Origin of the sequence: Sphingobacterium phlebotomi (genome assembly GCF_008180195.1) — a bacterium.
Taxonomy (GTDB): Bacteria; Bacteroidota; Bacteroidia; order Sphingobacteriales; family Sphingobacteriaceae; genus Sphingobacterium; species Sphingobacterium phlebotomi.
The window spans coordinates 70,195-85,662 of record NZ_VTAV01000004.1 but is presented as its reverse complement, the minus strand read 5'-3'; the positions used below and the strand labels follow the sequence as shown (position 1 = coordinate 85,662).

15 protein-coding genes are annotated in these 15,468 nt (G+C 40.4%); 6 read left to right on the top strand and 9 right to left on the bottom strand.

Going from position 1 to position 15,468, the window contains the following annotated elements:
- The first annotated feature begins 5 nt into the window (after positions 1-5).
- Entirely contained in the window at positions 6-1,028 is a 1,023-nt protein-coding gene (gene fbp / locus FXV77_RS08385; protein ID WP_148918971.1) for a class 1 fructose-bisphosphatase, read from the top strand.
- On the opposite strand, the gene FXV77_RS08380 is transcribed toward fbp, so the two are convergent.
- The 7 genes from FXV77_RS08380 to FXV77_RS08350 all read right to left on the bottom strand — a co-directional run bounded on the left by FXV77_RS08380 (position 1,007) and on the right by FXV77_RS08350 (position 9,326).
- Entirely contained in the window at positions 1,007-2,395 is a 1,389-nt protein-coding gene (locus tag FXV77_RS08380) for an exonuclease domain-containing protein (RefSeq protein ID WP_148918773.1), read from the bottom strand. The two genes, fbp and FXV77_RS08380, sit on opposite strands and share 22 nt — an antisense overlap.
- 46 nt (positions 2,396-2,441) lie before the next feature.
- Entirely contained in the window at positions 2,442-3,173 is a 732-nt protein-coding gene (locus tag FXV77_RS08375) for a tRNA threonylcarbamoyladenosine dehydratase (RefSeq protein ID WP_148918772.1), read from the bottom strand.
- The gene (locus FXV77_RS08370; RefSeq protein WP_148918771.1) at positions 3,170-3,832 is read right to left on the bottom strand and encodes a TatD family hydrolase; all 663 of its coding nucleotides are present in this window, start codon (positions 3,830-3,832) and stop codon (positions 3,170-3,172) included. Before FXV77_RS08370 ends, FXV77_RS08375 begins: the two co-directional genes overlap by 4 nt.
- A 17-nt stretch (positions 3,833-3,849) precedes the next feature.
- Positions 3,850-5,142 carry an anthranilate synthase component I family protein gene (locus FXV77_RS08365; RefSeq protein ID WP_148918770.1) on the bottom strand — a complete coding sequence of 431 codons (1,293 nt, stop codon included), beginning with the start codon at positions 5,140-5,142 and terminating at the stop codon, positions 3,850-3,852.
- Between the two features lie 12 nt (positions 5,143-5,154).
- On the bottom strand, positions 5,155-6,426 hold the full coding sequence (locus tag FXV77_RS08360) for an adenylosuccinate synthase (protein ID WP_148918769.1): 1,272 nt from the start codon (positions 6,424-6,426) through the stop codon (positions 5,155-5,157).
- Between the two features lie 104 nt (positions 6,427-6,530).
- The gene (locus tag FXV77_RS08355; protein ID WP_148918768.1) at positions 6,531-7,037 is read right to left on the bottom strand and encodes a Fur family transcriptional regulator; all 507 of its coding nucleotides are present in this window, start codon (positions 7,035-7,037) and stop codon (positions 6,531-6,533) included.
- An 81-nt stretch (positions 7,038-7,118) separates the two neighbouring features.
- Positions 7,119-9,326 carry a RelA/SpoT family protein gene (locus tag FXV77_RS08350; RefSeq protein WP_148918767.1) on the bottom strand — a complete coding sequence of 736 codons (2,208 nt, stop codon included), beginning with the start codon at positions 9,324-9,326 and terminating at the stop codon, positions 7,119-7,121.
- Between the two features lie 148 nt (positions 9,327-9,474).
- Between FXV77_RS08350 and FXV77_RS08345 the strand changes: the two genes are divergently transcribed.
- The 5 genes from FXV77_RS08345 (at position 9,475) to mnmE (ending at position 13,241) form a co-directional block, all read left to right on the top strand.
- Positions 9,475-10,116, top strand: a complete 642-nt coding sequence (locus tag FXV77_RS08345) for a DUF4294 domain-containing protein (protein WP_148918766.1) — start codon at positions 9,475-9,477, stop codon at positions 10,114-10,116.
- A gap of 14 nt (positions 10,117-10,130) precedes the next feature.
- On the top strand, positions 10,131-10,622 hold the full coding sequence (locus FXV77_RS08340) for a glutathione peroxidase (RefSeq protein WP_148918765.1): 492 nt from the start codon (positions 10,131-10,133) through the stop codon (positions 10,620-10,622).
- Between the two features lie 76 nt (positions 10,623-10,698).
- A complete protein-coding gene (gene bshB1, locus FXV77_RS08335) occupies positions 10,699-11,418 on the top strand; it encodes a bacillithiol biosynthesis deacetylase BshB1 (protein WP_148918764.1) in 720 nt (239 codons plus the stop codon).
- Between the two features lie 2 nt (positions 11,419-11,420).
- Positions 11,421-11,813, top strand: coding sequence for an SMU1112c/YaeR family gloxylase I-like metalloprotein (gene gloA2 / locus FXV77_RS08330; RefSeq protein WP_148918763.1), 393 nt, complete (start codon positions 11,421-11,423; stop codon positions 11,811-11,813).
- Between the two features lie 18 nt (positions 11,814-11,831).
- Positions 11,832-13,241 (top strand): tRNA uridine-5-carboxymethylaminomethyl(34) synthesis GTPase MnmE, encoded by a 1,410-nt coding sequence (gene mnmE, locus FXV77_RS08325; protein ID WP_148918762.1) that lies wholly within the window; start codon positions 11,832-11,834, stop codon positions 13,239-13,241.
- Positions 13,242-13,411: 170 nt separating this feature from the next.
- On the opposite strand, the gene FXV77_RS08320 is transcribed toward mnmE, so the two are convergent.
- Both FXV77_RS08320 and FXV77_RS08315 read right to left on the bottom strand, forming a co-directional pair.
- Positions 13,412-14,533, bottom strand: a complete 1,122-nt coding sequence (locus FXV77_RS08320) for a baeRF3 domain-containing protein (protein ID WP_148918761.1) — start codon at positions 14,531-14,533, stop codon at positions 13,412-13,414.
- Positions 14,534-14,767: 234 nt separating this feature from the next.
- A complete protein-coding gene (locus FXV77_RS08315) occupies positions 14,768-15,463 on the bottom strand; it encodes a DinB family protein (RefSeq protein WP_148918760.1) in 696 nt (231 codons plus the stop codon).
- Positions 15,464-15,468: the final 5 nt, after the last annotated feature.

Below are 15,468 nucleotides of genomic sequence, written 5' to 3'. Positions count from 1 at the left end.
TATACATTATGGCATTCAAAACATTAGGTCAGTTTATCATTGAGAAGCAAGCTGATTTTCCTTATGCAAAAGGGGAGCTTTCGCGATTATTACGTGATATTGGTATCGCGGCTAAGATTATCAACCGGGAGGTTAACAAGGCTGGACTTGTTGATATATTAGGCGAAAATGGTCATCACAATGTGCAGGGCGAAGCACAAAAAAAGCTGGATGTATATGCGGACGAACAGTTTATTGAAGCTTTGACCCGTGGCGGAGAATGCTGTTATATTGCTTCAGAGGAACATGAAGAATGTATTGAATTATCGTTAAGAAATTTGACAAATAAAGGAAAGTATATGGTGTGCATGGATCCACTGGATGGTTCGGCCAACATTGACTTGAATGTATCTGTTGGTTCTATCTTCTCTATTTATAGAAGAAAAATGCTTGATATACCTGTTTCCGAAGAGGAGATATTACAGTATGGCCATGAACAGGTTGCTGCCGGATATGTGATTTATGGCTCTTCTACGATGTTGGTTTACACAACAGGGAAAGGGGTAAATGGGTTTACTTTAGATCCCTCCATAGGAGAATTTTGTTTGTCCCATCCGAATATGCAGATTCCGGAAGACGGAAATGCTTATTCGGTGAACGAGGGTAACTATTTGAAATTTCCACAATATATAAAAGATTATATTAAATATTGCCAAGAAGAGGATAGTATTACGTCAAGACCATACACTTCCCGTTATATCGGCTCGATGGTAGCTGATATTCACCGTACCCTGATTACGGGTGGCGTGTTTCTATATCCCGAAACTTCCAGTTATCCGAGTGGTAAGCTGCGCCTGCTTTATGAATGTAATCCGATGGCATTTATTATAGAGCAGGCTGGGGGGAAGGCCGTTTCTAGTAAAGAAAGAGTTTTAGGTATTAAACCAACCCATCTGCATCAACGAACACCCATTGTTATCGGAAGTAGAAATATGGTGGATAAGGTGCTCAGCTTTATGGATAGTACTCAGGAGAGTGTAGGATCCTGATGTAAAATAGTTACTTTTTCCGGGTGGCGTTCGGCATATTGCAAGACGATCTGTTGCATATAAAAATTGCTGATGCATTTATCTTTGTAGGAAACGATATCTTCTACATTGGACCATTGTTGAACTAACTCTACAAATCCAAAGGCGTAAAGTTTGTCCTCTTTAAAATAAACGTAACTGTTTTCCTCTTCGTTCCGCCCCCGATCGATAAGTAAAAATGAACGTTTTCGATTACCCAGTTGTTGAAATACGCTGTCGATGGTTTGGTTGTGCTCCTCCAGTGATGGTAATGTCTCAACACATATCTTTCTGTCTTCGCGTGTTTCCGTGGAAGGAGAATAGAACGTACAAAGTGTAGGAGCTAAGTTAAATTCTTCCAGCAGATTCGTTAAGAATACATTAGCCTCCTGTGCCGTTTCGAAATAGCGAATGCTATTTGCACGACCGGTTGCTTTGCTTATCGCTAGTCTGCTGTAACCCCGTATATCTTCATAATGGATAAGCGCAAATTTCGGTTCGTAGCGTTTCAATGCCCGATTATGGATAGGCCAATGTTTTTTAATCAATTGACACTCCATAAGGAGCGCCATTAACTCGGTACCGGATTCTTCAAAATCTATCGTGGCGATATCGTTTATAAATTGTTGTCGCCTTAGACTCGTGTTTATACCCCCAAAATGGCTTAGAACGCGTTTTTGTATATTAACAGCTTTCCCTATATAAAGTATTTTTCCTTTTTTATTTCGGAAAATGTAAATCCCGGTAGTTTCCGGTAGCCTTTGGAACTGTGTTAAGGAAAGATGGGTAGGTAGTCGATGTTCGGTATTCTTGTGTAGACTTTCCTGTAAATACTGGTTATCGTCGTGTAGAAGAAGTTGGGAAAAGAGTTCGGAGGTGGCTTCTGCATCCCCCATGGCTCGGTGTCGTTCGGTAATGTTGATGTCGCGTACTTTACAGATATCTCCTAAGCTGTAGGAACGGTGTCCAGGAAAGATTTTTCTGGATAGCCGAACAGTACAGAGTTTTGGTGCCTGCCAATCATAGCCTGCTTGCTTTAGTTCTTTCACCAGGAAGGAATAATCGAAATTTACATTATGGGCAACAAAAATTCTGCCTTGCAAAAGGTGGTATACATCTTCTGCAATTTCGTCGAAAGTAGGGACATCGGCTAACATATCAGGCGTGATACCCGTTAGCATCTGAATAGCGAAAGGGATAGGGCATTGCGGATTAACGAGGCTTTGATACCGTTCGATGACCTTTTTTCCGTTATGTATCAAAATGGCAACTTCCGTAATACGACTTCCACCTGCGTGACTTCCGGTTGTTTCGATATCGACTATGGCAAAGTGTTTTTGTTTATTCACGATACAATATTACTAATTTAATTAGTAATACGGAAGGGTGTTGATGTTAATTAACTTTCTTGCCAATCAAGTCACGAATGGCCACGGAAGCGATGGCTCCACCAAACGCAGCTGGTAAATAGGACATCGTTCCATAAGCAGATTTCTTGAAATTACTGCCATCGGTATACAGTAGGGATTTCTTATCGGGAAGCTCCGTTGAAAAGGCTACCTTAACGCCATCACGGATGCCGTGCTTGCGAAGTTTCTTACGGATATGGTGGGCAAGTTTACAGTTGTATGATTTACTGATGTCGGCAATGCGGATTTTGGTAGGGTCTACTTTTCCGCCAGCACCCATCGAACTGACAAAGGGAATTTTTGCTTCTAATGCATGCCGGATGAAAAAAAGTTTTGGCGTAATGCTGTCAATCGCCTCCACACAATAATCGGGAATTGACGCTAAAAGAGCTGGGATTTTTTCCGGTATGATAAAATCTTGGACAACATGAAGTTCTAGCTCGGGATTGATGGCTAATAACCGATCTTTCATGATTTGTGCTTTGGCTTCACCATGGTTGGTGGCAAGGGCTGGCAATTGTCGATTTCGATTGGATGGATCTACAGTGTCGCCATCAATAATGGTCATTTTGCCTACTCCGGCACGGCAGATGAATTCTGCAGCAAACGAACCTACTCCTCCTAAACCGAGAACCATCACATGTGAATTTGCTAATTTTTCTAATGCCTCGCGTCCTGTTAAAGCTTCTGTTCTTGATAACCAAGATAAATCTTTCATTTTCCTATCGGATAATTAAATATATGCATAAAATTTTGATACAATTGTTCTTTTAAGAGTTGCATCTCTATTTTTCGAACGCGGCAAAAATAAGCATAAATATCAATGATATTGACAGATTTATCATCCGTTTCTAATAAAATTTTGTCAAGCGGTACTTGTCGGATAAGTTCGTCTTTATTCCCCGAAAGGAGTCCGCCTCCTAGGCTGAGGAAGTAACCAATATTAAGGATTTGCGTCGCCAATTCAGGTTTTTTTTCGAACCCATGGAAGACAACAGGAACGTTTACTTTTTCCTCGCGAAGTATTCGCAGGCACTCCTGATAGGCCCGAACACAATGGATAATTAAGGGCTTTTGAATGCTATTAGCATAGCGAATTTGCTTTCGGAAGATAGCTTCCTGTAAAGTCCATGTTGTATCACAAAGTTTATCGAGTCCACACTCACCAATGGCTAAAACCTGCTTCTTTTTTCCATACTGATGGAGGGCGTCCAATTGTGCCGTAGCGTTCCGTTCAATATACCAGGGGTGTATGCCAAGTGAACAGGGGTGGGAGAATAGGTAGTTTTTAGATATAATGACATTGGGAAGCGAAAAAATTTGTTCCGTCGGCTCAAGGGTACAATGGGTGTGTATGTTGATGTAAGGCGAAGACATACCCAAATATACAGAATTTATCTTACCAACCTAGTATCCAGTGTTTTAAGAATTGCAGAAGCTTTCAATAGGCATTCTTCGTATTCCTTTTCCGGATCCGCATCAATAGTTATTGCGCCTCCCGTATGGAAAGATAGGTATTGCTTTTTGCTATTGTAAAGCAAGGAACGTATAACTACGTTGAAATCAAAATCACCTTCTGGATTAAAATAGCCTACAGCACCCGCGTATATGCCCCGTTTACTGTTTTCGTAACGATCGCATAATCTCATCGCACTGATTTTCGGTGCTCCGGTCATGGAACCGGCGGGGAAAGTGTTACGGATAACTTCTATGTCTGATATGCCACTTTTCTTTTGGCAGGTGATGGTGGAAACCAATTGATGCACTTGCTCAAACGTCTGCACTTCCAGTTGTTTTTCTGCCTTTACTGTACCTTTTTGTGCACTGCGTGTTAAATCATTTCGAACCAAATCCACGATCATCACATTCTCTGAAATTTCCTTCGGACTGTTTTTCAATGTCTCGATAATGTGATGGTCTTCTTTCACAGTCTTTCCACGGGGGGCAGTACCTTTAATAGGCTGAGAAATCAGCGTATCCCCCCGCTTTGCTAAGAAACGTTCAGGCGATGCGGATAGAATATAGTTGTCGTCGATTTTGAAAAAACAGGAAAATGGCGTAGGGGAAATCCTGTTCAATTTTTGATATACGGCTAGCGGTAACAACGTAACGTTTTCCGCATAAAATTCTTGACAAAGGTTGACTTCATAAATGTCACCCTGTTGGATGTGTTGCAATAGCTGGCGGAATGCCTTTATGTATGTCCTTTTTGGCATCCGCTTTTGAAAACGAATGTTTTCCGTTTCTGTTATTTCTTCGTTTACGATCTGATTGCTGGCTAAAATATCGTGATATATTTGTTCCGGCTGGGGAGCTTCAATTTTTACCTCCTTCGCCCGAAAATGCAAAACGATGCTCGGAATAAAAAAAAAAGCTTCTGGGAAATCTAGTCGATCAGGGAAAGACGTTGTTAAATCCTCAATTTCATTTTTAAGATCGTAACTAAAAAAGCCAGGCATCCATCGATTTGGGTGCTTGGCTCTAAATTTTTCCAATGAACGAAAGGTATGAGTTTGTTCGTTAACAAAGCGATCTAGGGCTTTTACAGCGAGTAGACTATCTATTTGCGCATATTCATCACGATAGTCATTAGATTGAAAGTAACAAACCTCATCAAATTGTTGGGCCCACTGAAGCGCCTGTCTTTCGAATTGCTGCGTGTCAACCTGGAATACGGCTGTTGCCATGTGTATGTTATCTTACAGTTCGATTGTCTGAACGCGGTCGGGTCCTACAGATAGATATTTAATAGGTACTTCCAAGGCTTTTTCCAGATAAGCAATGTAATTTTTTAATGCTGCAGGAATCTCGTCTTTCGAACGAATGCCCGTAATATCTTGATTCCATCCTTCTATTTCTTCCAAGACAGGTTCAGCTTGGTTGGTGATGATTTCATAAGGCATGTAATCGATGGTTTCACCGTTGTGTTTGTAATGTGTACAAATATTGATTTTTTCAAATGTATCCAATACATCGGCTTTCATCATGATCAATTCGGTTACGCCATTTAACATGATGGCATATTTCAAAGCAGGGATATCAATCCAGCCAGTCCGACGAGAACGTCCGGTAGTCGCACCAAATTCATGACCTATCTGACGTAGTTTCTCCCCGGTTTCATCATCCAGCTCCGTTGGAAACGGTCCGCCGCCCACACGGGTAGCATAAGCTTTGAAGATACCATATACTGCACCGATTTTATTTGGAGCGATACCAAGTCCGGTACAAGCGCCAGCAGTAGTCGTGTTAGATGAGGTAACAAAAGGATAAGAACCGAAATCTACATCTAACAATGTGCCTTGTGCACCTTCGGCAAGTACTCTTTTTCCTTCTTTCAGGTAATTGTTGACTAAATGTTCTGCATCTACATGTGGAATCGTCTTGATAAAATCAATCGCTTCCATGAACGCCGCTTCTTTTTCAGAAAAATCAGGAATCTCACCGTAGTGAGAAAGAATCTCCAAATGCTTCGCTTTTAATTTTTCATAGCGTTCTTGAAAATCTGGAAGTGTTGTATCTCCTACACGTAAACCGTTCCGGCCGGTTTTATCCATATACGTTGGCCCGATTCCCTTTAGGGTAGAACCAATTTTCCCGGCGCCCATTTTTGATTCGGAGGCCGCATCAAGCAATTGATGTGTGGGAAGGATTAAATGTGCTTTACGTGCAAGAACCAAAGTGCCTTTGCCTACGGGATCAAAACCAGAAGTGCGCAGGTTGTCCAATTCACGTTTTAGGATAATAGGATCGATAACGACACCACCGCCAATAAGGTTAAGTGTATCTTCATTAAAAATACCGGATGGGATGGTGTTCAAGACAAATTTCTTGTTATCAAACTCTAGTGTATGTCCGGCGTTAGGGCCGCCTTGAAAGCGGGCGATTAAATCATACTTTGGACAGAATACGTCCACGATTTTTCCTTTTCCTTCATCGCCCCATTGTAGGCCCAAAAGCACATCAACTTGCATAATATTGAAATATGGATATTAAAATTTAAATGATACGTTCAGAAAAAACATAACAAATCAGTCTTTTCTGAGCAAAGGTAATACAATAATTGGCGATTACCACATTAATTTGAAATTACCGGACTCCGACCTTTTCTCGGTGCGCTTTCGGTATTTTCTTGATCTTTCTTCTGGCAATCTTCACATATACCATAGAGGTTAAGTGAATGATGTTTAATGTCGAACTTCAACAGGTCTCCCATTAAACTTTGGATTTGGTTGATGCGTGGGTCACAAAATTCCACAACCTTGTTACATTCAATACATATAACGTGGTCGTGTTGTTTAAAACCATAGGATTTTTCGAATTGAGCCATGTTACGACCGAACTGATGTTTGGTCACCAGATCGCAGGATACTAACAATTCTAAGGTATTGTATACAGTAGCACGGCTTACACGATATTTTTTATTCTTCATGTGGATATAAAGTGATTCCACATCGAAATGGTCGTCACGCGAGTAAATCTCTTCCAAAATAGCATAGCGCTCAGGCGTTTTTCTCAGATTCTTATTTTCTAAGTAAGCTTCGAAGATTTTTTTTACCGTTTGATAGTTTTCGCCTTTATTCATATTAAATCGTTATTTCTCCTACAAATTTACCAATTTTTTTTTCAAAAAACGATGGCATAATTCTCAAGTCTATAATTCCGATTAATTATCTGCTTCATACCGTGTTATGCCAGTTATTCCACTGATTTGCTTTAAGGTTTTCATGAGGTCTTCCAATTGCTCGATGTGATTTACGAACACCATAATGTTTCCTTCAAAAATTCCCTCATTACTGGTAATGGACAATGAACGTATATTAACGTTATACTCCTGTGAGATAACGTTTGTTATCTTGTTAATGAGCCCCACATCATCAATTCCGACAATACGCAGCCCAGTAAGGAAAGCTACATTTGGTTGAGAAGAAGCCCATTTTGCTTTCAATATGCGATAACCGTAACTCGCCATTAGTTTGGATGCATTGGGACAACTGGTGCGGTGTATTTTGATCCCATCATTCACCGTTAAAAAGCCAAAGATATCATCACCTGGAATTGGATTGCAGCACGGTGCTAGCGTATAATCGACCTGTTGGTAATCGTCCCCGATAAGGATCGTGTCGATTTCTTTTTTATTGATTTTTTCAACTAAGCCAGAAACATGGGAACTGAAATGGCTTTGACCGGGTGTATTTGTCTTTTCACTTTCCGCAAATTCACGCAGGTTTTTTATATCAATAATGCCTTTTGCGACATTATAGAAAAGCTCTTGGGAGCTAGCGTACTTAAAGTAATTGGCAATTTTATTGATATTATCCGTGTTGTAAGTGATTTTTAAAGATTTCAACTTACGCTCTAAAATCTCTTTACCATCTTCGGCTACACGTCTTTTTTCTTCTTTTAAGGAAGACCGTATTTTCGATTTCGCTTTCGCCGTAACAACAAAATTGAGCCAATCCTCTTTTGGAGTTTGCTTGCTGGAGGTGATAATTTCGACTTGATCTCCGTTTTGTAGCGGGTGGCTGAGCGGAACCAACTTGTGGTTGACCTTAGCACCTATACAAGTCGCGCCAATATCCGAATGTATTTCAAATGCAAAATCCAATGCCGTGGCTCCATTGGGTAACTGAACCAGCGTGCCTTTGGGGGTGAAAATAAATATCTCGTCCGAGAACAAATTCATCTTGAAATCATCCACGAAATCCATCGCATTCTGCTCCGAACTACTTAGTAAGTTTCGGACTTTTTGTATCCACTGGTCTAATCCGCTGTCGGAGTTAGATTCTTTATATTTCCAATGTGCTGCAAATCCTTTTTCGGCAATTTCGTTCATACGCTTCGTGCGAATCTGTACTTCCACCCATTGGCCTCGGGGGCCCATCACCGTGGTATGCAAGGATTCATAACCATTCCCTTTGGGGGAAGAAACCCAATCGCGTAGACGATCCGGATTAGGACGGTATAAATCCGTAACGATAGAATATACCTTCCAGCACTCTGTTTTTTCTCTTTCCGTAGGGGTGTCAATGATAATCCGAATGGCGAACAAATCATATACTTCTTCAAACGGAATGGATTTTTTACGCATCTTATTCCAAATGGAATAAATAGATTTCGGACGCCCGAATACTTGCGCCTTGATACCCTGTTCCTCGAGTATTTTCTTCACCGGTTCAATAAAGTCGGCTACAAACTTTTCACGTTCTGCTTTCTTTTCGTTTAACTTTCGCGCGATGAATTTATAGGTGTCCGGATCGGTATATTTCATGGACAGATCTTCCAACTCAGACTTTATAGCATACAGTCCTAGGCGGTGCGCGAGGGGAGCATAGAGATAACTTGTTTCCGAGGCAATTTTCAACTGTTTATGTCGCGCCATAAATTCCATGGTGCGCATATTGTGTAGGCGATCCGCAAGTTTAATCAAAATGACGCGTACGTCATCTGCCAATGTTAACAACATTTTACGGAAATTTTCCGCTTGCATGGAACTGTTTGGATCAAAAATGCCCGATATTTTAGTAAGTCCGTCAATAATACGAGCGACCTTTTTACCAAATTGGGCTTCTATATCCTGTAACGTGATAGACGTATCTTCCACGACGTCGTGCAACAATGCACAGACGATGGAAGTAGTTCCTAAACCGATTTCTTCTGCTGCTATCTGTGCGACTGCTATGGGATGATATATATAGGGTTCTCCTGATTTACGGCGCATATCTTTGTGACTTTCCAACGCTAAGTCAAACGCTCGGCGGATTTCTTGTTTGTCGCCTCGTTGCAAAGTGGGTTTGCAAGCTCGAAGCAATGCGCGGTACCTTTTCCTGATCTCCTTATTTTCTGCCTCAATATCAATCTCAAATTCTTCCATATATCACACTGAAAAAGTTGCTTTTATATTTTTTTGTTCGTAATTTTATTATTGTTTTTCCGCTTGTTTGAAAACGGAGGAAAGACAACATATAAATATAGCAAATTTTTTACATATTTGGAAATACATTAACATTTTTTAGGAGCAGATGAAGCGGTCTTTTGTATGGGGTTTATTCTTGGTTTTTCTGATGCCATTTGCAGGTATAGGACAAGCTTTGCAGGTTCCCCATTACGGAGAAGGTGAAGGTGAAATGTTGCAGCATTATCCAACCACCCGTTTGGAAACAGGGGAAGTGCTGCCTTGGTTTCCTATCAAAGATGTCATCGTTACGGCTAGGCGTACGTTTAAGACAGAAGAGGACCGATTGAATTACCTGCGTTTGGAACGAAATGTGTTACGGGTACTGCCGTATGCAATTTATGCACAAAAACGATATGAGCAATTGGACCGTGAAATTGCGCTTACATCCTCCAAAAGAGAGGAGAGACGCCTGATAAAGGCCTGTGAAGATGAAATTAAAGAAAAATTCAGAACAGAAATAAAGAATCTTAGTATTTCCCAGGGAGCGATCTTAATTAAGCTGGTGCAACGCCAAACGGGAAACAGTAGCTATGAACTCGTACGGGAAATGAAAGGAGGTCTTTCAGCTTTTTTCTATCAATCGGTAGCAAAAGTGTTTGGCCATAACCTGAAATCAGTTTACGATCCAGAAGAAGATTATGAAATCGAAAACATTATCCGGGGTTATGAACGCGTACGTCCAATAAAGAATTTATATAATTATTAAGCCTAAAGGAGGGTATGCAAACGGTTTATGATTTTCACGGCCTACAGTTTAACGGAGAAAAGAAATCGTTGCAAGACTATTCTGGCAAAGTTCTATTGATTGTAAATACTGCCAGTAAATGCTATTTTACCAAGCAATTTAAATCGTTAGAGCTGTTGTATCAGAAATACAAAAACCAAGGATTCGAAATTTTAGCTTTTCCATCCAATGATTTTCGTGCGCAAGAACCGATGACAGGTTCACAATTGGAAACATTTTGTCGCATACACCAACAGGTTACTTTTCCGGTATTTAAACGTATACATGTCGTTGGAGACTACTGCGACCCGTTATTTAGATTTTTGTCTGATAAAAAATTAAATGGGCATGTAAACGTCAAACCTTTTTGGAATTTTCACAAATATCTCGTTAACAAACAAGGGGAGGTTGTTGACTACTTCTATAGTATAACAAGCCCCCAAGCGACAAGGGTGACAACAAAAATCGAAAAACTAATAGCGGAGTAAAACTTTCTTAATCCCTTTACCCCCTATTGCCAAATTTTAGCGAAATGCCTACTTTTGGAACAAATAGAAACGTACTATGAAGTTGGATTTGATGGTGATGACCGTTCATCCCGATGATGCCGAATTAGGGGCGGGGGGAACGATCGCAAAATATATTGCAGCGGGTAAAAAGGTGGGTATCGTCGATTTGACACAAGGCGAATTGGGAACACGCGGCACGTCCGAAACCCGGAAGCAGGAAGCTGCAAAAGCAGCCGAGATTCTAGGCGTACAGGTTCGTGAAAACCTGGGATTGCGTGATGGTTTCTTTGCTAATGATGAGGAAAGCCAACTTATTATTATTCGTGCAATTCGCAAATATCAACCTGAAATTGTGATAACCAATGCATTGGATGATCGTCATCCTGATCATGGACGAGCAAGTAAGTTAGTCAATGATGCACTTTTTCTAAGTGGACTACGTCGTATCGAAACAGTTGAGGAGGGGCAAGTACAAGAAGCTTTTCGTCCGCGGCTTCAGTTGCAAGTGATTCAAGACAAATATATTCAACCGAACATTATACTGGATATTACTGCCTTTTGGGAAAAGAAAGAGCAGTCTATTCTAGCCTATACGACACAATTTAATGTGTCAGCGGATGACAATGAACCGCAGACGTATATTTCGAACCCCGATTTCATGGAATCTACACGGGGTAGGGCGGCGGAATTGGGCAGAAATATTCAGGTTAAATATGCCGAAGGGTTTACAGCCCGTAAACTATTGGGTGTGCATGATATCTTTCAACTTTTATAAAGATGGCGGTTAAGTTAAATCAAGTACATCATGTTGCTATTATCTGTAGTGACTACGGGCATAGCCTGTCTTTTTATAGAGATATTTTGGGTCTGGAAGTACAGTTAGAGACCTATCGAGCGGAGCGGGATTCCTATAAAGCAGATTTAACACTAAACGGTCATTATATTATCGAACTATTCTCATTTCCCTCCACTCCGGCACGTCCTTCTTACCCAGAAGCATGTGGACTTCGGCATTTGGCTTTTGAAGTGTCGGATATGGACGAGACTATCCGTGTACTGAAAGAAAAGGATGTGGCGTATGAGCCTATCCGTACGGATGAAATCACTGGAAAGAAATTTACCTTTATCGCTGATCCAGACGGATTGCCAATTGAGTTTTATGCAAAGTAAAAACCGTACCTTTGTCTCATGTCAACAGGATTAGTTTCGCAAGATACGATTGTGGCTTTAGCGACTTCACCGGGAGCGAATGGAGCAATTGCGGTTATTCGTTTGTCCGGTCTGCAAGCGATCACAATTACCAACGGTGTATTCAAAGGGAAAGACCTCCTCAGCGCGCCCTCTCATACGATTCATTTCGGTACTATACGGGACGGAGAAGAACTCATTGATGAGGTATTGGTTTCCCTTTTTAAAGGTCCACACTCCTATACCAAAGAGGATGTGGTTGAGATTTCTACCCATAATTCAACATACATTATCGAACGCCTGATAGGCCTCTTAATCAAAAAGGGAGCCCGAGCAGCACAGGCGGGAGAGTTTACCTTGCGGGCATTTTTAAATGGTGGCATGGACTTGTCGCAGGCAGAGGCGGTCGCTGATTTAATCGCTTCCGAAAACAAAGCTTCTCACGAAATTGCTATGAATCAAATGCGTGGGGGTATCAGCAATAAGCTGCAGCAGATGCGTGAACAGTTGATTAATTTTACGGCACTCTTGGAATTGGAACTGGATTTTGGAGAAGAGGATGTGGAATTTGCTGATCGAGCACAATTTGAAGCCTTGATTCAAGAACTTAAGGTGCATATCGTGAAGCTTATCCAATCGTTTGCTTATGGAAATGCGATAAAGCATGGCGTTCCTGTTGCTATCATAGGGAAACCTAATGCTGGGAAATCGACGTTGCTCAATACGTTACTCGACGAAGAACGCGCTATTGTTAGTGATATCGCTGGAACGACCCGAGACACCATCGAAGAATCTATCAATTTAGAGGGAATAACATTTCGTTTTATCGATACGGCAGGCCTGCGTGAAACAGCAGATACCATTGAAGCAATTGGAGTAACTAAAGCCAAAGAAAAAGTTCGGCAAGCGAAAGTACTACTATACTTATACGATGATAAAGATAATACAGCGGAGGAGGTTATCTTACAGATTAAAGAGCTATATTACGAGGGTCTTATCGTTATTTTAGTTCGTAATAAAATTGATTTGGAAGGAGGATACTATCCGAATGATATGGATACTGCGATTAAAGATGCTTTATTCCCAGACTACAGCGATTCGCTAGTAGGTATATCAGCTAAGGACACTAATAGCGTGGAAGGGTTGAAAAATATTTTGCTTGACAAAATTCGTGAAATGGCTATCGAGGACCAACATATTATTACCAATACACGCCATGTAGAGGCCTTGCAGCATGCGTTGGATGCACTCGAACAAGTGGAGCAGGGATTGGACATGCAACTTCCGGGTGATCTGCTTGCTCATCACGTGCGCGGTGCATTACGATATATTTCGAGTATCACTGGTGATATTGATGTTGATAGGGATATCTTGGGGACGATTTTCGGAAAGTTTTGTATCGGGAAGTAACGCTTTATCTGACTGAGGATAACAGGGCTTGAAATAAAAACTAAAAATAAAAATCCTGGAGCGGGGAGCTACAGGATTTTAAACTAACCAATTATTAACCTAAATTATGAATACTGAATAATGACAATGTCCGTGCCAAAATTCATATTTTTGACATGTCTTTTTTGTTCTTAATAGCGATTAATGGTGAAAACACCTGTTTTTGATGGCATTTCTTCTTTGTCGAGTACAATCACATTTCCTCCATAATTAAATGCTAAGCATGCCAATTCGTTGATTACATCGGTATGGTGTCCATCATTTTGTACTATTTTACGTGCTTCCACATCAATATGGCCATCGATGGATTTACCATTTTCGATGCAAAGTACCTCTACCTTGCCATCAATGACATCTCTTACCACATCCCCAATATCTAAACTACTTAAGTTTTCGGGTACGGCAAGTTGGTAGCGTTCTAAAAGTTCCTTTTTTCGTTTTCCCAGTATTTTATCAAATACTTCTTGTATCTTTTCCAATAAAGCCGCCTTATTTAGGGATTGTGGATTCATCTGTATGTGAATCGGGGAGAAATTGTTATGCTTGCTGATCCGCAGAAAATGGTTATGGTGCTCAGGCAGCGCAGCTAACACTAACGGAACATCTTGGGGAATAGGATAATGTTCTAGAATAGCTTGATCTATTTTTCTGAAAAACCTATCCATATCAATATCTTCCTCTTGGCTTTTTTCCATATACCCATGTAATCCAGCACCCTGTACAACGGAAGCATGCAAATGATTGTCCGTCAGTTCTTCACCTAAAGCCTCTTTCATAGTAGTGGGCACATTGTTCTTTATATCCAATTTTTGAAGTTGGTATTTGTCACCTTTGTAAAGCTGTACGTCATCCAAAGCCAATGCAAGAAGATAGTATGGTTGGTTTTCATGATACAGTTTAAACAAAGGTTTTACGCAAAATGAATCTGCTACGCAGGTTATTTCTTGAACTTTTTCGGGTAAACGTAATATTTGTGTATCCTGTAAAGACACAAAAATAGCAAGACCTTCATCGTTGTAATCCCAAAAATTTTTGTCATCTATAAGTTTTTCAAGCGGTCGAATGAGTTTTTCATGTTCGTGAAGTTCGTTGTCCTTGATATATTGTACTGTCTTTTTATAAAGATTTTTAAATGAGATAGGATCCGTGGTATTTGCCGGATGTATTCGATGGGTAGGCATGTAGATCGAAATACAGGGTTCATCCTGGATTGCCGTCAGCTCATTTAGTAATTTCAAATCGATTGTCTGCATAATAGATGTTTTTAATGAATACATTGATATATATAAAACAGTGTAAAGAAAGAGATGTTTAGAAAAGTTTAGGATAAGTATTAAACAAAAAATACTGGAGTGGGGAACTCCAGTATTTTTTTAACTAACTAACCAATTATAAACCTAAATTATGAAGTACCTATATAACGTCATATTTTATACCATTATTATGTATTGACCTTTTGATTAACAATTTTTAACGAACGTTTTATATTACTTATTTTTGGGGTAATTAGTATGCGCTTTAATTTCCTCTATTTGTAAAATATGCCTATCAGAGTGCGTTGTTATAAATAGCAAGTTTTGATAGCCATCCACCGGTCCCGCCGGTCCTTGGCTAATGTGACTTCGTAATGTATTTATATCAGCATTTTTTATATAATCGATAATCTCTTTTCTCCCGTTTTCAAATGCTGCCAAAGCCTCCTTCATATTTTTGTGTTTTCCGGTAGGTTTGAGCATTTCAGGTGCCTGATATTTTTCAATTCGGTTTGTGATGCTATTTATAATTTCTTCGTCGCTGTGGCTTGGCTTTTGAGAAGCTTCGGACGATTTAGGTTTTGAAATTTCTTGGCTGAACATATCAAAAATCAAAGGCTCCGATAAAATGATGTGCTCTACGCATTGGCTAATGGACCATTGACCTTCTCCCGGGCTGAAGTGTAGCTGTTCTTCTGTAAGCCCCTCTATACTTTTCTTTAAACGCGTTGCGGTCTGTTCGTAATGCGTGAGTAGTTTTTGAATATCACGACTGCTATCTTGTTCAATGATATATGCTAAGACAGGAACGTCCTGGTTAGAAGATATAACACTTACATGGTTATTGTGCGCGATTACATTAGGATTGTCTAACAGCAGGGCGGCTAAAAGTGGGACCATCCAAGCAACACGTGTTATGTGTATTTTCATAATAT